At 22.9% G+C, this 20,991-nt stretch carries 18 protein-coding genes and 1 pseudogene; 7 read left to right on the forward strand and 12 right to left on the reverse strand.

Annotation, left to right across the window (positions count from 1 at the left end; translation table 4 throughout):
- Positions 1-29 precede the first annotated feature (29 nt).
- A complete protein-coding gene (locus AAHM79_RS09225; RefSeq protein WP_342257716.1) occupies positions 30-980 on the reverse strand; it encodes an IS30 family transposase in 951 nt (316 codons plus the stop codon).
- Between the two features lie 305 nt (positions 981-1,285).
- Between AAHM79_RS09225 and AAHM79_RS09230 the strand changes: the two genes are divergently transcribed.
- On the forward strand, positions 1,286-2,266 hold the full coding sequence (locus tag AAHM79_RS09230) for an SGNH/GDSL hydrolase family protein (protein ID WP_342257717.1): 981 nt from the start codon (positions 1,286-1,288) through the stop codon (positions 2,264-2,266).
- A gap of 111 nt (positions 2,267-2,377) precedes the next feature.
- Positions 2,378-2,899 carry a ferritin-like domain-containing protein gene (locus AAHM79_RS09235; RefSeq protein WP_174481292.1) on the forward strand — a complete coding sequence of 174 codons (522 nt, stop codon included), beginning with the start codon at positions 2,378-2,380 and terminating at the stop codon, positions 2,897-2,899.
- Between the two features lie 565 nt (positions 2,900-3,464).
- Here the strand turns inward: AAHM79_RS09235 and metG (AAHM79_RS09240) are convergent.
- Positions 3,465-5,048, reverse strand: coding sequence for a methionine--tRNA ligase (gene metG, locus AAHM79_RS09240; protein ID WP_342257718.1), 1,584 nt, complete (start codon positions 5,046-5,048; stop codon positions 3,465-3,467).
- Positions 5,049-5,224: 176 nt separating this feature from the next.
- Here metG (AAHM79_RS09240) and AAHM79_RS09245 point away from each other — a divergent pair, with 176 nt between their 5' ends.
- Entirely contained in the window at positions 5,225-5,923 is a 699-nt protein-coding gene (locus AAHM79_RS09245) for an IS30 family transposase (protein ID WP_342257719.1), read from the forward strand.
- A 201-nt stretch (positions 5,924-6,124) separates the two neighbouring features.
- Positions 6,125-7,370: pseudogene (locus AAHM79_RS09720) on the forward strand (ISNCY family transposase).
- Positions 7,371-7,511: 141 nt separating this feature from the next.
- Here the strand turns inward: AAHM79_RS09720 and AAHM79_RS09260 are convergent.
- The 3 genes from AAHM79_RS09260 to AAHM79_RS09270 form a co-directional block, all read right to left on the reverse strand.
- Positions 7,512-8,003 (reverse strand): hypothetical protein, encoded by a 492-nt coding sequence (locus AAHM79_RS09260; RefSeq protein ID WP_342257721.1) that lies wholly within the window; start codon positions 8,001-8,003, stop codon positions 7,512-7,514.
- Positions 8,004-8,413: 410 nt separating this feature from the next.
- Entirely contained in the window at positions 8,414-8,896 is a 483-nt protein-coding gene (locus AAHM79_RS09265) for a hypothetical protein (RefSeq protein ID WP_342257722.1), read from the reverse strand.
- A gap of 168 nt (positions 8,897-9,064) precedes the next feature.
- Positions 9,065-10,015, reverse strand: a complete 951-nt coding sequence (locus AAHM79_RS09270; RefSeq protein ID WP_342257723.1) for an IS30 family transposase — start codon at positions 10,013-10,015, stop codon at positions 9,065-9,067.
- A 156-nt stretch (positions 10,016-10,171) separates the two neighbouring features.
- On the opposite strand from AAHM79_RS09270, the gene AAHM79_RS09275 reads away from it, so the two are divergent.
- On the forward strand, positions 10,172-10,693 hold the full coding sequence (locus tag AAHM79_RS09275) for a ferritin-like domain-containing protein (RefSeq protein WP_174481292.1): 522 nt from the start codon (positions 10,172-10,174) through the stop codon (positions 10,691-10,693).
- A gap of 563 nt (positions 10,694-11,256) precedes the next feature.
- Here AAHM79_RS09275 and metG (AAHM79_RS09280) read toward each other — a convergent pair.
- The 3 genes from metG (AAHM79_RS09280) to AAHM79_RS09290 all read right to left on the reverse strand — a co-directional run bounded on the left by metG (AAHM79_RS09280) (position 11,257) and on the right by AAHM79_RS09290 (position 15,433).
- Complete coding sequence (gene metG, locus AAHM79_RS09280; RefSeq protein ID WP_342257724.1) at positions 11,257-12,840, reverse strand: methionine--tRNA ligase; 1,584 nt, start codon at positions 12,838-12,840, stop codon at positions 11,257-11,259.
- A gap of 361 nt (positions 12,841-13,201) precedes the next feature.
- The gene (locus tag AAHM79_RS09285; RefSeq protein WP_342257214.1) at positions 13,202-14,152 is read right to left on the reverse strand and encodes an IS30 family transposase; all 951 of its coding nucleotides are present in this window, start codon (positions 14,150-14,152) and stop codon (positions 13,202-13,204) included.
- A gap of 120 nt (positions 14,153-14,272) precedes the next feature.
- Positions 14,273-15,433: an Mbov_0401 family ICE element transposase-like protein gene (locus AAHM79_RS09290; RefSeq protein ID WP_338957526.1), complete on the reverse strand. Its 1,161-nt coding sequence runs from the start codon at positions 15,431-15,433 to the stop codon at positions 14,273-14,275.
- A gap of 73 nt (positions 15,434-15,506) precedes the next feature.
- Between AAHM79_RS09290 and AAHM79_RS09295 the strand changes: the two genes are divergently transcribed.
- Together AAHM79_RS09295 and AAHM79_RS09300 are read left to right on the forward strand one after the other, a co-directional pair.
- Complete coding sequence (locus AAHM79_RS09295) at positions 15,507-17,213, forward strand: hypothetical protein (RefSeq protein ID WP_338958622.1); 1,707 nt, start codon at positions 15,507-15,509, stop codon at positions 17,211-17,213.
- A 150-nt stretch (positions 17,214-17,363) separates the two neighbouring features.
- Positions 17,364-17,642 (forward strand): hypothetical protein, encoded by a 279-nt coding sequence (locus tag AAHM79_RS09300; RefSeq protein ID WP_342257212.1) that lies wholly within the window; start codon positions 17,364-17,366, stop codon positions 17,640-17,642.
- On the opposite strand, the gene AAHM79_RS09305 is transcribed toward AAHM79_RS09300, so the two are convergent.
- Genes AAHM79_RS09305 through AAHM79_RS09320 form a run of 4 tightly spaced genes read right to left on the reverse strand, consistent with a single transcriptional unit; the run spans position 17,639 to position 20,988 of the window.
- Positions 17,639-19,663, reverse strand: a complete 2,025-nt coding sequence (locus AAHM79_RS09305) for a hypothetical protein (RefSeq protein WP_342257211.1) — start codon at positions 19,661-19,663, stop codon at positions 17,639-17,641. The genes AAHM79_RS09300 and AAHM79_RS09305 overlap by 4 nt on opposite strands.
- Positions 19,614-20,660, reverse strand: a complete 1,047-nt coding sequence (locus AAHM79_RS09310; RefSeq protein WP_342257725.1) for a hypothetical protein — start codon at positions 20,658-20,660, stop codon at positions 19,614-19,616. Before AAHM79_RS09310 ends, AAHM79_RS09305 begins: the two co-directional genes overlap by 50 nt.
- A gap of 54 nt (positions 20,661-20,714) precedes the next feature.
- Positions 20,715-20,852 (reverse strand): hypothetical protein, encoded by a 138-nt coding sequence (locus AAHM79_RS09315; RefSeq protein ID WP_342257726.1) that lies wholly within the window; start codon positions 20,850-20,852, stop codon positions 20,715-20,717.
- Positions 20,853-20,865: 13 nt separating this feature from the next.
- Positions 20,866-20,988: a hypothetical protein gene (locus tag AAHM79_RS09320; RefSeq protein ID WP_338957828.1), complete on the reverse strand. Its 123-nt coding sequence runs from the start codon at positions 20,986-20,988 to the stop codon at positions 20,866-20,868.
- Positions 20,989-20,991: the final 3 nt, after the last annotated feature.

A 20,991-nucleotide genomic window follows, 5' to 3' on the forward strand; every position in this document is an offset into this window, starting at 1 on the left:
CAAATGCTAAATTGTAAAGGTAAGTGCAACTAAATTATTTTTCTATCCAAATATTCGATTGGTGAAAGATAATTTAGTATTTTTCTCGGTCTTTGATTTAAAGACAATATAAATTTATGAACTTCATTTTTATTAGTTTTTGAAAAAATAAATTTTTTAGGAAATTTTTCTCTCATTAAACCATTAGTATTTTCATTAGTACCTCTTTGTCAAGGTGAATATGGATTGTCAAAATAAATTTTTACATCTAAATTTTTTTCAAGTTGTTGTCAATTTGAAGATTCTTTGCCACGATCAAAAGTAATAGTTTTAACAATGTTTTTAGGAAGAATTGATAAATAATAACTGACATTTTTATTAATAACTTTAGTAGTTCTGTTTTTAACTAATATTGCTAAAGTAAATCGTGATACTCTTTCAACTAAAGTTGTTAAACATGATTTGCTTTTACCTCGTGATGATACTATAGTATCTCCTTCTCAATGACCAAGTGTTATACGATCATTAACATTTATATCTCGTTCTTTAATTGATTTACCATTAAACTTGCCACGATTTTCTTTAGATTTTCGTTTTTTACCTTTTCTTCTTAAATTTTTACTAGTAACTTTATCAAGCATTCCAAAATAAATTCAAGTATAAATTGTTTTAAAACTAATAACTCACTCTTTATGAAAATTTTTAATTCTGCCATAAATTTGTTCAGGTGATCAACCTAATAGTAATTTTTGTTGTACATATTTTACTAAATTCTTATTTTTAAACTTATGAAAACTAATATGTGATTGTTTTCGATTTTCAGCTTTATTTTGTGCAATTAATGAAAAATAATGATTATTATCTTTATTTCTATTAATTTCTCGAATAATAGTACTAATACTTCGATTAAGATTTTTAGCTATTTCACTAATTTTAAATTTAAATTTCAATTGATTCTCAATATAAATTCTTTCATCTATGCCAAGATGTTTATAACTCATATAAAAACTCCTTACTTTTTTCTAAACTAAATTTAGCATTATGAAATTTTTATATGAGAATTTTTTGCAATTTTATTTACTTGCACTTACAAGTATAATTCAGCATAATTAATTTGATATAATCATTCTTTAAAATCAATTTTTATTTTTGTAATAAAACCTTATTTACTCATTACTACTAATATGGTAATATGAAGGTAATAACTTACTATTAAGTTAAGTTATTAATTTTTAAAAGAGAATATAGTTTTCTTTTAAAAATTACCTTCATATTTAAATTTTTAATGAGAAAAGGAATTTATCAAATGAAAACATTTTTAATAAATATCACTCTGACAGCAATAACTTTAACTGCTGGAAATGAAATGATAGCAAAACATTTTAATGAACCAATAAGTGTGAAATCACAATTATATGTCCTTGGTGACAGTTTATCAGATAATGGTAATTTAGCTAATATTTTTACTTATGATACTTGAAATATAGATAAAGTTAAATTTCAAGAACCTTTTTATCATAATTCATTTACTAATGGCGATGTTGCTGCTAGTATTTTAGCGAAAAAACTAGGAACAGAACTATTACCAGCTTGATATCAAAAAGGTAATAACTATGCTGTAGGTGGAGCACAAGCTGGACAAAATCATAGTTGAGAATATCAATTATTCTTAAATCATTATTCTATTGACCACCAAGCTAATCAATTATTAAAAGATCATAAAATACAAAAAAATGATGATATTTTTATTGAAATAGGTGGTAATGATCTGCTTTCTGCTATGGATGAAAATTCAACAGCAAAACAAGAGTCAATTATTAATAATGCAATAACAACTGAGTTTGAAACTGTTGATACATTAATTAATGCTGGTGCTCAAAATTTAATAATTGCCAATGTGCCTAACATTAGTAATATTCCAAAATATGTTAATGAAAAACAATCTGTTAAAGAAGTAGCAAACCACTTATCAAATGAATATAATAACAAATGAAATGATAAAATTACTGAATTAATGAAAAATAATTCTGATATTAATATCAGACCGTTTGACTTAGAAACTAATTTTAGTGATTTATTATCTGAAGCACAAGAAATAGGAAAAAATATTACTAATGAATCAATAAAATGATCAATTCCCGGTTTAGCTTTAAATTTAAATCCAAGATATATTGATGGAACAACTCCAGAAACTATTAATAATAATTTTTTCTTTGATTATGTTCATCCAAATAAATGAGCAAATGAGCAAATTGGTCTTGAACTATTCACTGAACTTACTTCATAAAAAATGTAACACAAACAATTAATTAACAATATTTTTATTCTTAATTTATTTTAATATATATAGTATTAAAGTAGTATAATACATATAAAGCCAAGAAAGAAGGTGTATTGAATGATTAAAAAGATTAACGATGATCTAAATGATTATATTAGTGAACATCTAAAATATCAAATGCTTAGTTTTAAATTAAGTAATGATGCAAATCAAAAAGGATATCCTGGGTTTGCACGCTTCTTCCAAGTAGAAGCAGCTGATGCTGTTGTTCATATTCGTAAAATTTGTAACTATTTAATGGATCAAGATGCTCAAGTTGAAATTAAAGACATTAAAGTTCCAACTTTTACTACAAAAAACATTGAAGAAGCATTAAAAAAATTAAAATCTACTAAAGAAGAATTACTTGATTTTACTAATAAACTTGTTAAAAGTGCTCGTGAAAATAATGATAATTTAACTGCGAAATTTTATGACTGATTCTTAATTGATTTCTATGAAGAAATTGCTTATGAAAAAGACTTATTGGATTGAATTGCAATGTCTAATAGTAACCTTTATAAAATTGACAAACGTTTACTAAAAACTGAAGAGCCAGATACTTTAAAAGTTATTGTTCCATTTTATGAACCCGAATAAATTTCATATTTAACTCTTAATTTTCACCAAAAATGTATAAAAAAATTATACATTTTTTATTTTTTTTATAAAAATTTGTTGTATTTTTTTGTTTTTCTTCTACTTGATAGTTTAAACTGCAGTTAATATTTCTGCTTTTGTTTCCAAAGGTAATTGAGATTCTATTAAGCCCCTCTATTCTCTCATTTTTGTTTGTTTGCATTTTTTGATTGTTCTGATAAAGGTTGCTGTAACTCTGGAATTTCAGTACTTATTAATTTTCATACTTCATTTAAAGATGTTAATTTTATTTCTTCTTCATTTAATTTATTTTTAATTTTTTGTTCTTCAATTTTTTGATCTTGTCAACTAGGTTTCTCATTTTCTTCATTTATTTCGGTTTGGATTTCAATACTTACTAATTTTGATTGATTAATTGTTCTTAAAGACTCCTATTTTTTTTCCTTTTTTTCTCTAATTGCATTTTCTATTATTTCTTACAGTAATTGGTATTTCTCCAATTCATTTTGTATGAATTGGATATTTATTATCTATAACTGACATTTTTATTAATAAATCTTATATTTTATTTAAATGCATTGTTTAAAAATGATAATTCATCTTCAATATTTAATCTTGGAAATAATAACTCTTTTTTATTAACAGATTTATTAAAAACTTCATTCAAGTTGATATTGACTATTGGTTTAGTAATTTTTAAGACACCCAATTGTTCATGAATTTTTAATGAACTATTAACCAAAATTGGACTTAATAAAGCACTACTAATAATTAAAATATTTGCTAATAAATTTAAAATATTATGTAATTCAATAGTTTTATTATTTTTATGTAAATCTCATGGTTTTGTTAAATCAATTAATTTATTACCACTAGTTATTAATTTAAAAACGACATTAATTGCTTCATGAATTTGATACTCATCCATTTCAATATTAAAATCATTAATAGTACTTTTAATAATTTTAATTATTTCTATTGCTTCTGGTTGTAACTTATTTAAATTAACTTTGGGAATTTTACCATCACAATATTTAAGGATCATTGTAACTGTTCGAGAAAGCAAATTACCTAAATCATTAACAAGATAAGAGTTATAACAATTTAAAAATAATTCATGACTATATTTTGCATCATGACCAATAATAATTTCTTTCATTAAAAAAAACCGTAATCCATCTGTACCATAACGATTTACTAATACTAAAGGATCAATAACATTACCTTTTGATTTTGACATTTTTCCTTCTTCATTAGTAATTCAACGGTGGGCCAAAATTCGATTTGGCTGTCTCAAGTTTAATGCCATTAATAAAATTGGCCAATAAATCATATGAAAAAGACTAATTTCTTTACCAACTAAATTCACAATTTCACAATTTGAATCTAGTCAAAATTTTTTAAAATTAATGTCATCATCTTGTAAATAACCTAATCCTGTTAAATAATTACTTAATGCATCAATTCAAACATAAATAACATGTTTTGGATCTTCTAATACTGGTACCCCTCAAGTAAAACTCGTTCTAGTAACACTTAAATTTTCTAAACCTGGCGTAATAAAATTATTAATCATTTCCGTTTTACGATTAAGTGGTCATAAAAATAATGGATGTTCATCATAATATTTTAATAATTGTTTAGTATATTTTTCCAATTTTAAAAAATATGATGGTTCTGATAAAGTAGTAATATTACCTTGACATATTTTACATGTATTATTAATTTTATTAATTTGACTATCTGTCAAAAATTCTTCACAAGAAATACAATATGACCCTTCATATTTTCCCAAATAAATATCATTTTGTTTTAATAATTTGCTAAATATTTTCTGAACACTTAAAATATGATTTTTATTAGTTGTTCTAATAAATTTATCATAATCAATATTTAAGTTTTTTCATAAATTCTTAAACCCAACAACAATATCATCAACAAATTTTTGTGGAGTTTGTTTATTTTCATCCGCCTTTTTAACAATTTTTTGACCATGTTCATAACTTCCAGTTAAAAAGAATACTTCATAACCTTGCATTTTCTTATAGCGAGCTAAAACATCAGCAATAATTGTTGTATAAGCATGTCCCAAGTGTAATTTAGCACTAGGATAATAAATAGGGGTAGTAATATAAAATTTTTTTGTCATGATTTGCTCCTAAATTTAATAATTATAATTTTACATTAAAATAGTATTATTTATTGTAATACTTATTTAAATGCTGAGTTATACTTGTAAGTGCAAGTAAATAAAATTGCAAAAAATTCTCATATAAAAATTTCATAATGCTAAATTTAGTTTAGAAAAAAGTAAGGAGTTTTTATATGAGTTATAAACATCTTGGCATAGATGAAAGGATTTATATTGAGAATCAATTGAAATTTAAATTTAAAATTAGTGAAATAGCTAAAAATCTTAATCGAAGTATTAGTACTATTATTCGAGAAATTAATAGAAATAAAGATAATAATCATTATTTTTCATTAATTGCACAAAATAAAGCTGAAAATCGAAAACAATCACATATTAGTTTTCATAAGTTTAAAAATAAGAATTTAGTAAAATATGTACAACAAAAATTACTATTAGGTTGATCATCTGAACAAATTTATGGCAGAATTAAAAATTTTCATAAAGAGTGAGTTATTAGTTTTAAAACAATTTATACTTGAATTTATTTTGGAATGCTTGATAAAGTTACTAGTAAAAATTTAAGAAGAAAAGGTAAAAAACGAAAATCTAAAGAAAATCGTGGCAAGTTTAATGGTAAATCAATTAAAGAACGAGATATAAATGTTAATGATCGTATAACACTTGGTCATTGAGAAGGAGATACTATAGTATCATCACGAGGTAAAAGCAAATCATGTTTAATAACTTTAGTTGAAAGAGTATCACGATTTACTTTAGCAATATTAGTTAAAAACAGAACTACTAAAGTTATTAATAAAAATGTCAGTTATTATTTATCAATTCTTCCTAAAAACATTGTTAAAACTATTACTTTTGATCTTGGCAAATAATTTTCAAATTGACAACAACTTGAAAAAAATTTAAATTTAAAATTCCTTAAAAATTCCTTAACTAGGAATATTTACATTTTAATAAATATTTAATTATTTTTCAACTCATTTAAATGGTATGTCATTATTTAGTGATAATTTCCTATTAGTTATCGAGTAAAAATTTCCCAAAAGTAAAGTTAAATATACTTGGTGATAAATATGGAAAGAAGCATGACTATGAAAGAAAAATATAAGTTTAATATTATAAATGACATTATTATTAATAAATTATCTAAACATCAAGCTAAGAATAAACTTAACCTAACTATTAGAAGAATTAACCAATTAATTCAAATTTTCAATAGAGAAGGTAAAGTTGGTTTTATTCATAAATCCCGAAATAAAATTTCTAATAAAACAACAAATTTTGAAATCAAAATTAAGATTATAAATTTATATAAAACCAAATATTATAATTTTAATTTTCAACATTTCCATGAGAAATTAAACAATGAAGAAAAAATTAAAATTTCATATAGTACACTTTATACTATATTAATTAAAGAAAAAATTACTTCACCAAAAAGACATAAAAATAAGAAAAATAACTTGCATCCTACAAGAAACCAAAGAACAAATTTTGGTGAATTAATTCAAATGGATGCAAGTAATCATCATTGATTTGGTAAGGATAAACCAAAAGCTTTTTTACATGCTGCAATTGATGATGCTACAGGAAATATTGTCGGACTATGATTTGATCATCAAGAAACATTAGATGGTTATTATAATGTTTTTTATCAAATTTTAACTAAATATGGCATACCAAAAACATTTTATACTGATAATAGAACAGTTTTTGGATATAAAAAAACAAATCGATGCTGGCAAAATAAACACGGAAAATGATACTTATACTCAATTCCAAAAGTCTTGTAATGATTTAGGTGTTGAAATTATTAGAACTTCCATTCCACAAGCTAAGGGTAGAATCGAACGCTTATTTGGAACACTTCAAAGTCGCTTAATTAGTGAACTTAGACTTAATAAAATTAAAAATTTAGAAGAAGCTAATCAATTTCTTAAAATATATATAAGTATTTTTAATAAGCAATTTGCCTTACCTATTGATAATAATAAATCTGCTATGATTAAAGCTCCAAACCAAGAAGAAATAAATATTTATCTTTCAAGATTTTCTAAAAGAAAAACGGATAGTGGTTCAACTATAACATATTATGGTAAAAAGTATTTTCCTTATAAAAATAGCAAAGTTCAATACATACAACCTAGAACTGATGTAATTGTACTTAAATCGTTTATTAATGAGTTATATCTTAGTTATAATCATCAAATATATGAATTAAAAGAAATAGCACCAAAACCAATTATCAAAGAGGATTTGATAAAAACTAAAAAGGTTTATATACCAAATAAAAACCATCCTTGAAGATATGGATACTAATAATACCAAATTAAAATTAGATAAAATTCTTTTTATAAAAGATTATTTTTGTGAATACTGAACTATATAAAATTTTAAATCGTTTGTCGAGCAGCAAATTTGGTGCCTTAAAATTGATTTTCAAGATATAAAAAAATAAAATTATACACCACCAATAGCACAAGCACCAGAAGCCATTGTTGTAATACCACCACCAACATTACCAATTATGGGAATAGTATTTAAATCACCATTAACAATAGTTAATGTGTTTTCACAATTTAAATTTGATTTATTTTCTAGATTTAGAAGTCTGTTGTCAAGTTCATTAACTTGTTTTTGTAAAGTTTCAAAATCTGCTTTGATTCCTTGAATATTTTTGTTTAATTCATCTAACTTTAATTCATGTTCAATTAAAGTTGAAATATAACTTCAATCTCTTATATAACCTTTTATTATTTCTTTTTCTTGTCTTTTTCAATTATATAATGCTTGAGGATTAAATGTTTTAGAATTATTGATTGCTTGTGGTAAAGTAGAATTTCATTCATTTATATGTGCAAATCATTGTTTAACTTTTGAATCATTTGCTATAATATTTGAAATTTCATTAAATTTATCTTGTGTTACATAGGTAAAAGTTGGTTTTGTCAAACCATAAGAATAGGGACTAAAAGTACCAACAATTATTTTTTTTCAAAATAGCCAATAAAGTGTGAGTAATTAGATTTATCCAATAAATAAACTTCTGATAATTTAAAATTATGATATTTTTTCTTTATGGCACTTTTCATTTCGTTATCAACGTTATGATTAATTTTTCCTAAATTAATTTTTATATCTTTATTTCAATCTGGAAAATCATTTTCTAAATTATCAAGACGATTATTTGGATAATATTTCTCATCTTCTGTTATTATTCTTACTGATTCAAAATCAAATCAATTAAATGGTTTTTCATAAAGTACAATTTCTATACGTTCTTTTCTAGAACTATCTGTATATACTTTTTCAATTTTTGAAAAATTATCTCAAATTGTTTTACCTACTTGTTGTATTTCTTTTTATGTTCATGGAAAAATTGCAGTAATTGAAATATCATTAGAATTATATCGTTGCATCATATCCTCTTTAAATTTTTCGCCAAGTTCTCATGCAGGATTATCTTTTCAATAATGATAATCAGCTATTATTCCTTCAAAAGTTTTTGGTGTAAATGAACAAGTTACTTTACCTCAACTACCCCTTATTTCGTTTTTACCATTTAATGTTCTTTTTAATCGATTTCTGTGTTTTTCATGACGATGTTTATTCATATTTATTTTGCTATTTGTTGTTGGGTTGTTAATAATAAAATCTGTTTGATTATTACTTGCAAAATTTAATTGTTGATTTACTAAATCTAAACTAGTCGTATTTTTTCTAACTCAATTTTTAATATTTGAATTATCAATTGACTTACCATTAATACCTTGTATTTTATTATTTAAAAGTGGAGCAGTTAATACTCACAATTTAAATCAATAACTTGGACTAAAATATTTCATAATTTTGTTCTCCTTTGAAAGTAAATATTTTTATATTTACTTTCAAAACAAAGCAACTTTTATTTGTTAAATTTTACTTCTTTTTTATTTTTTTTGATAAATATTTTTGGGAAATTTTCACTCGATATTGACACTTATTTAAATGCTAAATTGTAAAGGTAAGTGCAACTAAATTATTTTTCTATCCAAATATTCGATTGGTGAAAGATAATTTAATATTTTTCTCGGTCTTTGATTTAAAGACAATATAAATTTATGAACTTCATTTTTATTAGTTTTTGAAAAAATAAATTTTTTAGGAAATTTTTCTCTAATTAAACCATTAGTATTTTCATTAGTACCTCTTTGTCAAGGTGAATATGGATTGGCAAAATAAATTTTTACATCTAAATTTTTTTCAAGTTGTTGTCAATTTGAAAATTCTTTGCCACGATCAAAAGTAATAGTTTTAACAATGTTTTTAGGAAGAATTGATAAATAATAACTGACATTTTTATTAATAACTTTAGTAGTTCTGTTTTTAACTAATATTGCTAAAGTAAATCGTGATACTCTTTCAACTAAAGTTATTAAACATGATTTGCTTTTACCTCGTGATGATACTATAGTATCTCCTTCTCAATGACCAAGTGTTATACGATCATTAACATTTATATCTCGTTCTTTAATTGATTTACCATTAAACTTGCCACGATTTTCTTTAGATTTTCGTTTTTTACCTTTTCTTCTTAAATTTTTACTAGTAACTTTATCAAGCATTCCAAAATAAATTCAAGTATAAATTGTTTTAAAACTAATAACTCACTCTTTATGAAAATTTTTAATTCTGCCATAAATTTGTTCAGGTGATCAACCTAATAGTAATTTTTGTTGTACATATTTTACTAAATTCTTATTTTTAAACTTATGAAAACTAATATGTGATTGTTTTCGATTTTCAGCTTTATTTTGTGCAATTAATGAAAAATAATGATTATTATCTTTATTTCTATTAATTTCTCGAATAATAGTACTAATACTTCGATTAAGATTTTTAGCTATTTCACTAATTTTAAATTTAAATTTCAATTGATTCTCAATATAAATACTTTCATCTATGCCAAGATGTTTATAACTCATATAAAAACTCCTTACTTTTTTCTAAACTAAATTTAGCATTATGAAATTTTTATATGAGAATTTTTTGCAATTTTATTTACTTGCACTTACAAGTATAATTCAGCATAGTATTAAAGTAGTATAATACATATAAAGCCAAGAAAGAAGGTGTATTTAATGATTAAAAAGATTAACGATGATCTAAATGATTATATTAGTGAACATCTAAAATATCAAATGCTTAGTTTTAAATTAAGTAATGATGCAAATCAAAAAGGATATCCTGGGTTTGCACGCTTCTTCCAAGTAGAAGCAGCTGATGCTGTTGTTCATATTCGTAAAATTTGTAACTATTTAATGGATCAAGATGCTCAAGTTGAAATTAAAGACATTAAAGTTCCAACTTTTACTACAAAAAACATTGAAGAAGCATTAAAAAAATTAAAATCTACTAAAGAAGAATTACTTGATTTTACTAATAAACTTGTTAAAAGTGCTCGTGAAAATAATGATAATTTAACTGCGAAATTTTATGACTGATTCTTAATTGATTTCTATGAAGAAATTGCTTATGAAAAAGACTTATTGGATTGAATTGCAATGTCTAATAGTAACCTTTATAAAATTGACAAACGTTTACTAAAAACTGAAGAGCCAGATACTTTAAAAGTTATTGTTCCATTTTATGAACCCGAATAAATTTCATATTTAACTCTTAATTTTCACCAAAAATGTATAAAAAAATTATACATTTTTTATTTTTTTTATAAAAATTTGTTGTATTTTTTTGTTTTGCTTCTACTTGATAGTTTAAACTGCAGTTAATATTTCTGCTTTTGTTTCCAAAGGTAATTGAGATTCTATTAAGCCCCTATTCTCTCATTTTTGTTTGTTTGCATTTTTGGATTGTTCTGATAAAGGTTGCTGTAACTCTGGAATTTCAGTACTTATTAATTTTCATACTTCATTTAAAGATGTTAATTTTATTTCTTCTTCATTTAATTTATTTTTAATTTTTTGTTCTTCAATTTTTTGATCTTGTCAACTAGGTTTCTCATTTTCTTCATTTATTTCGGTTTGGATTTCAATACTTACTAATTTTGATTGATTAATTGTTCTTAAAGACTCCTATTTTTTTTTCCTTTTTTTCTCTAATTGCATTTTCTATTATTTCTTACAGTAATTGGTATTTCTCCAATTCATACAAAATGAATTGGATATTTATTATCTATAACTGGCATTTTTTTAATAACTCTTATATTTTATTTAAATGCATTGTTTAAAAATGATAATTCATCTTCAATATTTAATCTTGGAAATAATAACTCTTTTTTATTAACAGATTTATTAAAAACTTCATTCAAGTTGATATTGACTATTGGTTTAGTAATTTTTAAGACACCCAATTGTTCATGAATTTTTAATGAACTATTAACCAAAATTGGACTTAATAAAGCACTACTAATAATTAAAATATTTGCTAATAAATTTAAAATATTATGTAATTCAATAGTTTTATTATTTTTATGTAAATCTCATGGTTTTGTTAAATCAATTAATTTATTACCACTAGTTATTAATTTAAAAACGACATTAATTGCTTCATGAATTTGATACTCATCCATTTCAATATTAAAATCATTAATAGTACTATTAATGATTTTAATTATTTCTATTGCTTCTGGTTGTAACTTATTTAAATTAACTTTGGGAATTTTACCATCACAATATTTAATGATCATTGTAACTGTTCGAGAAAGCAAATTACCTAAATCATTAACAAGATAAGAGTTATAACAATTTAAAAATAATTCATGACTATATTTTGCATCATGACCAATAATAATTTCTTTCATTAAAAAAAACCGTAATCCATCTGTACCATAACGATTTACTAATACTAAAGGATCAATAACATTACCTTTTGATTTTGACATTTTTCCTTCTTCATTAGTAATTCAACCGTGGGCCAAAATTCGATTTGGCTGTCTCAAGTTTAATGCCATTAATAAAATTGGCCAATAAATCATATGAAAACGACTAATTTCTTTACCAACTAAATTCACAATTTCACAATTTGAATCTAGTCAAAATTTTTTAAAATTAATGTCATCATCTTGTAAATAACCTAATCCTGTTAAATAATTACTTAATGCATCAATTCAAACATAAATAACATGTTTTGGATCTTCTAATACTGGTACCCCTCAAGTAAAACTCGTTCTAGTAACACTTAAATTTTCTAAACCTGGCGTAATAAAATTATTAATCATTTCCGTTTTACGATTAAGTGGTCATAAAAATAATGGATGTTCATCATAATATTTTAATAATTGTTTAGTATATTTTTCCAATTTTAAAAAATATGATGGTTCTGATAAAGTAGTAATATTACCTTGACATATTTTACATGTATTATTAATTTTATTAATTTGACTATCTGTCAAAAATTCTTCACAAGAAATACAATATGACCCTTCATATTTTCCCAAATAAATATCATTTTGTTTTAATAATTTGCTAAATATTTTCTGAACACTGAAAATATGATTTTTATTAGTTGTTCTAATAAATTTATCATAATCAATATTTAAGTTTTTTCATAAATTCTTAAACCCAACAACAATATCATCAACAAATTTTTGTGGAGTTTGTTTATTTTCATCCGCCTTTTTAACAATTTTTTGACCATGTTCATCACTTCCAGTTAAAAAGAATACTTCATAACCTTGCATTTTCTTATAGCGAGCTAAAACATCAGCAATAATTGTTGTATAAGCATGTCCCAAGTGTAATTTAGCACTAGGATAATAAATAGGGGTAGTAATATAAAATTTTTTTGTCATTATTTGCTCCTAAATTTAATAATTATAATTTTACATTAAAATAGTATTATTTATTGTAATACTTATTTAAATGCTGAATTATACTTGTAAGTGCAAGTAAATAAAATTGCAAAAAATTCTCATATAAAAATTTCAGGGAGCGTACCGATGTTGTCAATAATATTCAAATTTGTCTTTAAATTATAAGTTTAGACGAGAATAATTTAGACTTCAATATGCAATTGTAAGTTAATCTTAACACTTCAAAAATATTAGTCAACAATAATACTTACTTTTATAACTCAAAAATTCTTATTAAAGTTTTCTTTAATAAGTTTTGTTTTATTTTTATTTATTTGCTAAATTGTAAAGGTAAGTGCAACTAAATTATTTTTCTATCCAAATATTCGATTGGTGAAAGATAATTTAGTATTTTTCTCGGTCTTTGATTTAAAGACAATATAAATTTATGAACTTCATTTTTATTAGTTTTTGAAAAAATAAATTTTTTAGGAAATTTTTCTCTAATTAAACCATTAGTATTTTCATTAGTACCTCTTTGTCAAGGTGAATATGGATTGGCAAAATAAATTTTTACATCTAAATTTTTTTCAAGTTGTTGTCAATTTGAAAATTCTTTGCCACGATCAAAAGTAATAGTTTTAACAATGTTTTTAGGAAGAATTGATAAATAATAACTGACATTTTTATTAATAACTTTAGTAGTTCTGTTTTTAACTAATATTGCTAAAGTAAATCGTGATACTCTTTCAACTAAAGTTATTAAACATGATTTGCTTTTACCTCGTGATGATACTATAGTATCTCCTTCTCAATGACCAAGTGTTATACGATCATTAACATTTATATCTCGTTCTTTAATTGATTTACCATTAAACTTGCCACGATTTTCTTTAGATTTTCGTTTTTTACCTTTTCTTCTTAAATTTTTACTAGTAACTTTATCAAGCATTCCAAAATAAATTCAAGTATAAATTGTTTTAAAACTAATAACTCACTCTTTATGAAAATTTTTAATTCTGCCATAAATTTGTTCAGATGATCAACCTAATAGTAATTTTTGTTGTACATATTTTACTAAATTCTTATTTTTAAACTTATGAAAACTAATATGTGATTGTTTTCGATTTTCAGCTTTATTTTGTGCAATTAATGAAAAATCATGATTATTATCTTTATTTCTATTAATTTCTCGAATAATAGTACTAATACTTCGATTAAGATTTTTAGCTATTTCACTAATTTTAAATTTAAATTTCAATTGATTCTCAATATAAATCCTTTCATCTATGCCAAGATGTTTATAACTCATATAAAAACTCCTTACTTTTTTCTAAACTAAATTTAGCATTATGAAATTTTTATATGAGAATTTTTTGCAATTTTATTTACTTGCACTTACAAGTATAATTCAGCAAATTTAAGTTTTAATTTATAATAACTGGATAATTGTATTTATTTGATAACATTTAAAATTAACCATTTTTGTATACATATCAATGTTATAAGTTCTATCACCAATCATATGCTTTAAAATTTGTTTAATATTAGTTTCAGTAAAGCAACCAATATTTTCAACTAATGCTTGGTTTAATACACCATCTTTTGCATTAATAAAATAACCAACTTTTAATTTTTTATATTGTAAAGTTAATGATTGTAAAAAATCAATTAATTCATAATATTGACCTTTGGCAAATAAATTTATTGCATTTTGATAGTGTAATTTAGCAATTTGATTTTTTCTTCTTCCTGCCATTATACCAAGAAATAAAACATGAAAAGCATGAAATTTATCTAAAATAAATTTAGCATTTAAAATTGTAGCAGTTTTTCTAATTCATTTTGCACTATCTCCACAAACTATTAAATTTGCTTGGTCAAAGTTTTCAAAAAATAAATTACCATATTTTTCTATTAATTTTGCGGTTTTTTCAGCACCAATTTCTGTTTTTGAAACTCTTATTTTACATACAGCTCTTTTATTAATTAATTTTCCATTTTTCTTTTTACCAGTACACATTACTATTAATCTCATCGAACATTTTTTACAATTTTTAGTATTGTGTTTTTCATTAAACTTAAATTTTCGATGACCATCATCAATATTTACATATAAATTTTGATTTGGTTGTAATGGTATTTTGGGAATATTTGCTTTTGGTAATTCAAATTTTTGATATGTTCTACAAACTGTACTATTACTTATTAAATCTTCAATAAAAGTATCACAAACATCACGATACTTTTTACCATCAGCAAAATATTTTAAAATTTGTTTAATAACGTTAGGTGCAAGTTTACTATATTTTTTAACACCAAGATAATTATCTAATAATGATACGTACTCCATTTTTTGTGTTTTTGTGTTATAATGTGTACAAATACGTCGCTTATAAGTTAATAAACCTTTTTTTGCTTTTAATTTTCGTTGTCTAAATCTATATGATTTATATTCAGATTTATCACATATACTTCATAAATAATCATCTATTTTTGCAAATAATTCTTCTGTTTGTTTTAAACTTAATTCATCTTGATTAAAATCATGTTTGTCTCAATCAAAATGATTTGCGAATGGTAATATAAACATTTTTAATGTTCCTTTCTAATTTTTGTTTGTTAATAATTTAAGTTTAATTTTTTTTTAAAAATAAGGAGTAAATATGGCTTTTATTAGTAGTTATGGACAATTAAATAAAAAATATAATCTTAATTTTAGTGATAATAATTATGGTTTTAGTTGAGATATTTTTAAAGAATTTGTTGGTGATGAATGAGCAGAATATTTTACTACTAATTGTTTTTATCGTTTTGTTCCAACAGCACGTGGAACAAGAAAAACTTGAAACTGTTTAGCATTTGATTTATTTATATGTTGTAATTTTAGAGATAGTAGTGTTCAAGAAGTAAGAAGATATGAAAATACTCATAGTGAAACTACAATTGGTGCTTTAATGAATGTTTGTCAAGTTTTATTAGATACATATAATATTAATTTATTACCTAATAATCCACATGGCATTAAATGAAAAATTACTAAGGATGGGGGATGTATTATCTTTCCAAGTAATCAACAAATTGACTTTATTGGTTATGCTAATGGTAATAAGATTTTTGGAAAAGAAGCAGGTGGGTCAAGTTTTTTAGGTTCAAGAACAGATGAAATTATTATGGCAGAAGAAAAAGAAACATTAACTGAAAAACAATTAACATATCGATATGAACGTTTACAAAACTCTATGTTTAGAAGTAATCGTATTAAAGTATCAAATAAACCTATTAAAGAGTGAAGTTGAACATTTATTGATAAAAATATATATAGTTCTACCTTTGGACAAAAGATTACTCGTTATTTTTATAAAAGTTTTTTCATTACTTTTACATGTAATCCTTATGATAAATATCATCCATTTTATTTAAAATACTGTACACCATTTTTACCATTAAATGATGAAGTCATGAAAAATCTTAAAAAAGTTGGTAAAGTTTATTATGAAAATAAAGATATGTTTAGTGGTTTAGGTTTATTTGTTTTAAGATTTACTATTCAACCATTTTGAAATAAATTACCTGACATTCAACAAAGAACATTATTAGAAATGGAAAAAAGTAATCCAGATGAATATAATACTGTTTATTATGGTTTTGAATTTTTAGATAGCGATGCAACAATTTTCCCATTTCAAAAAACAGTAAAATATTGACAATCATATGATTTAAAACAATTTTATAATCAAGAAAAAGAAATGTATAAATTTGATTTTTATAGTGTTGGTATTGATTGAGCTACGGGACCAAAAGACCATACTGTATTTATGGTAGTTGGTTTTAAAGAATATAATAATACTGGTTATTATGATGCTTATATTATTTGTGAATTAGTAGTTACTCCAAATGATTTTATAAATGAAAATGAAAAAATTAATGCTTATGTTAATGAAATTTTAGGATTAATGGATAATTTTGAAAATTTTGAACAAGCAATTTATTTTTATGATGATAAAGCAAGAACAGCAATGGATTGATTAAATCAAAAATTAATTGATGAACACAATACTATTTTAATAACACAAACCGCTATTAAACATGCTTCAAATTTAAATCAAGAAGCCGGATTAACTAATAGAGTAGTTTGAATGAGAAATATTATGAGTTATGGAAACTTTTATGCAAATAAAGATGATTTACCAAAAACAACTCAATGTTTAGAAGAATTACGTTATGACCAAACCAAAACTAACATTCCTGACAAAAATATGTATCAAGACCCTTATGATGCATTATTTTATGCATTATATCCATATAAAAATGTAATTAGGGGTAAAAATAATGCTACTGTAAAAAAAAGTATCTTCACATTTGCAATATAATAAATAAGCGCAATACAATTAATATTATAGGTATCAAAAAATAAACACCTTTAATTTAGGCGTTATTTTGCTTTTAAAAGCATACTTGTAAAAATAATCAAAAATAGTACAATTTAAAAGTAAAATCAAGGAAAAAAGGAGATATTTATTATGAAAATATGAATAAAAACAAATTTTCAAAAAATATCATTATCATTTGCTGTAATAACTGGTGTTACCGGTTTAATCTTAGGAATAGTTTCATATAATAAAAATAATCAATTAACATATTTTTATGATTACGACCATGAAGCACACTGGGGGGCAACTATTTGAGCAAGACCAGTAAGTAATAAACATAAAATTACTCTTTACTGAGCATCAAATAAATTAACTGATGATGCAGTAAAATGAGATGGTATTTATCCAGATGGATATTTTGATAATTAAATTTCTAAATTTATATAAGAAATATTTTCATTATATTTATCAAATAAATTAATATTATTTAAATTTATTTCTTGTTTATTTGTTACTAAAATTAAATCATAATTACCAGCACCAAATAGTCCGCTAACTTCAATTCGATTTAAGTTATTAATTGGATTTTCAATTTGTAATTCAAATTCACTATTATTGTCAATTTGTAAAACTTCTTTATAAAATTCTAATTTAGAAAATAATTGTGATTTATTTGAACCATATAAATTTAAAGCATTTTCGGTTTTATTTTTATTAATAATTAATCTTGTAAAATATTTTCCATATTCACCATTACCTAATGTTCAATCTGCCGGAATTAATGATGGTATATTATTGCTTTCTAATTCATTAGTTATGGATAGTCAGTTAAATTGATTATCATCTAATTTCAATAATTCATTTTGACTAATGTCATTGTTTTTTAGTTTAATGTTATTGATATCTGTAAAATCAAAATATGCAGATTTTAATACTACTTTTATATCTTTAAATTCTCAAATCTTATCAGGTGTAGAATGTATAGGATTTGATTTTAATTCAAAATAATAAGGTAATAATAATTTATAGTCATCATTTAAACCGTTATTAATAGACATGGTTGAATAAATATTTTTTGATAGCATTATAACTATTTGTTTTAATATTTTAACTTTTGGTAAATTTGTATAGTTAGGATAATCTAATTCTCATTGTTTAAATAAATTAGTAATAACTTCATTTGGTTTTTGTCCTTCAAACTTAGCACGAATTTTATCTAAATCATTCATTTCTTTTAAAACATTACTTAATGATGCACCATCAAAGTTTCTATTATAAGTATATGTATAAGTTAACATATCTAATAATACTTTTTGTAAACTATCAATTGGTGGTCTATCTTTTATTTCTAGTTCAACATCATGAAATTTATTTGTTGTAGAAATAAATAAATTATAGTCACTTACTAAAAATCATGACTCTAATTTTTTATCTTTTAATTCTAGTTCATCAGATAATGGTCATACTTTTGAATTTTTAGAAACATCATAACCAATTTTATCATTAGTTACTCTTGCATTATTAATAATTTCTTTTCTTGTTTCTCTACCACCACCAATAGCAATTAAATCTAAAACTGATTTTTCTTGTCCTATAAATTGTTTTGCTAAATTTCAAGGTAATATTTGTTCACTAAATCATTGTTGTAATATTCTAACTTTTGGTTGAGTTTCAATAGGCATTGATAATAGCGGAAATGCTATCTTATCTTTGACAAATAACTTTGGGTATACCTCCATATTGTCGACTTCACCAAGTACCTTTATATTGCCAAAAATCATGCTTCTAGGTGCTTTAATTTTTAAACCAATAACTTTGGTGTCTTTATCTAGTGGTTTTTGTAATTTAATAATAATTGGATAACCATCTCTTGTTTTAAAGTCTTTAATTTTAATAATAGTAATACTTTTAGTACTTCTAGTTTTTGGATTTTGATAAGGTTCTGAATAATTATTAATAATATATAAATTATCAATATTATTTTCAGTTAATGGTTCATTTATACTAACTGCATATAACTTAAATTGATTTAATAAATTTATTTCTTGAAATATTAAATTTTTAATATCAGTCATACTATATTCAATTGTATTGTCATTAATATTAGTACTTGCTCTTTGATTTAATTGCATAGTAAAATCAGATGTTTCAACAGCAGTAGTTTTTAATACTTTATCAATATCAATAAAACCTATTTTAATAGTATTTGCTGAAAATCTTAAACTATTATTTTCATTATTTTTAAATAAACGTTCAATTTCATAAATATAAATTTTTCTTTTTTTAAATTCATCGTATGCTCTATTAATATCAGGGTCACTAGTAGCACTCATCATATTAGTAAAATCATAAGGAATATTATCAATTAAATAATCATTTTCTATTTCTGCTTGATTAAGTTTAGTTTGTTTCTGTGGAAACTTCGTTTGTGGTTTGTTGTTGTTTTCCATTGTTTTCTCCTATTAATTGGTTATTTTCTGGATTAAATAATTTTAATTTAACTGTTAAGTTATTAATTTCTTGTTCATCATTAATATTAAATGTTTTACTATTTAATAAATCTTTATCTAAACGTACTAATATTTGAATAAATTTAAGAATATCAATATTAAATTGTCATAATTTTTGTTCAATATAATTAATAGTTGAAATATTTACCGCTGTACTTTCGGGAACCGATTGTTGTGCTGATTTCTTTTGACTTGGTATATGAATACCACAACGTTTAAATATTTCATTAATATTTCAATCATATATATCAGTTAAATTTTTACCTTTAAAATTACTACTTGTCATATTAATATTTTCACTTTTTTCATTATTATCACCAGTAGTTTTTCAAATATAGTTGTTAGTAACTAATGTTCTTACGGCTTCATCCATTGTAGATTTAGCATTACCATAAGTTTGGTCAAAAATAAACTTTGGTGAATTTAAAATAGTATCTAAAACAATTTGTTCATAAATAACATCTAATGCTTTAATTTTATCCATTACTTTATTACAATCTGCTAACTCATTTGCTTTATTTCTCATAATTGCTATTGGAATATAATTAATATTTAATGTTTGTTCTTGTTCTAAATTAGGATTATTACTATATTCTTTAAAAGGTAAAGGAAATTGTTTTTTATTATCACTAATACTATAAATTGCACGATTAATAGTTACTTGTTCATTATTTAATTTATAAACTTCAAATAATCTTACTGTTTGTGCATTTTGTTGATAACTATCATAAAAAATAGTACATTGAATTAATTTACCAGTAATATCATAAATTCTTTGCTGTATATCTACTACTTGAAAATAAAAATCATCATTAGCAATATAAATTAAATAACCACTAATTCCTAATTTGCTTAATTTAAAAATAGAATTTCAATTCTTTCTATAAAATTCTTGTTTAATTAAATATTGTTTAATAGTTTCATTATTAATATCCAATGGAGCATTATATAAATTAGCATTATTTTCAGCAACAAAATCAGTAAAATAAGTCTAATGATTAAAATCATTAAAACCAAAATAACTTAAAATAGAAGTGTGTGTACTTTTATTTTCTAAAAAAATTAATTTAGATTTTTCTTCATTATTATTAATATTTGTTTTATCTTTTCTTGGTCAAAAAGGTTTCATTTTTTTCTCCTTTCTAAAATATTTGATTAATTTTTAAGACAATTTTTACTATAATAAATATAATTAAACCAGCAACAGCAGAAGATAATAAAACTCCAATTAAACTTAAAATAATTTTTATAATTTTTCAAATCATAAT

The sequence above is a fragment of the Spiroplasma endosymbiont of Nomada ruficornis genome (genome assembly GCF_964030795.1).
Classification (GTDB): Bacteria; Bacillota_I; Bacilli_A; order Mycoplasmatales; family VBWQ01; genus Spiroplasma_E; species Spiroplasma_E ixodetis_A.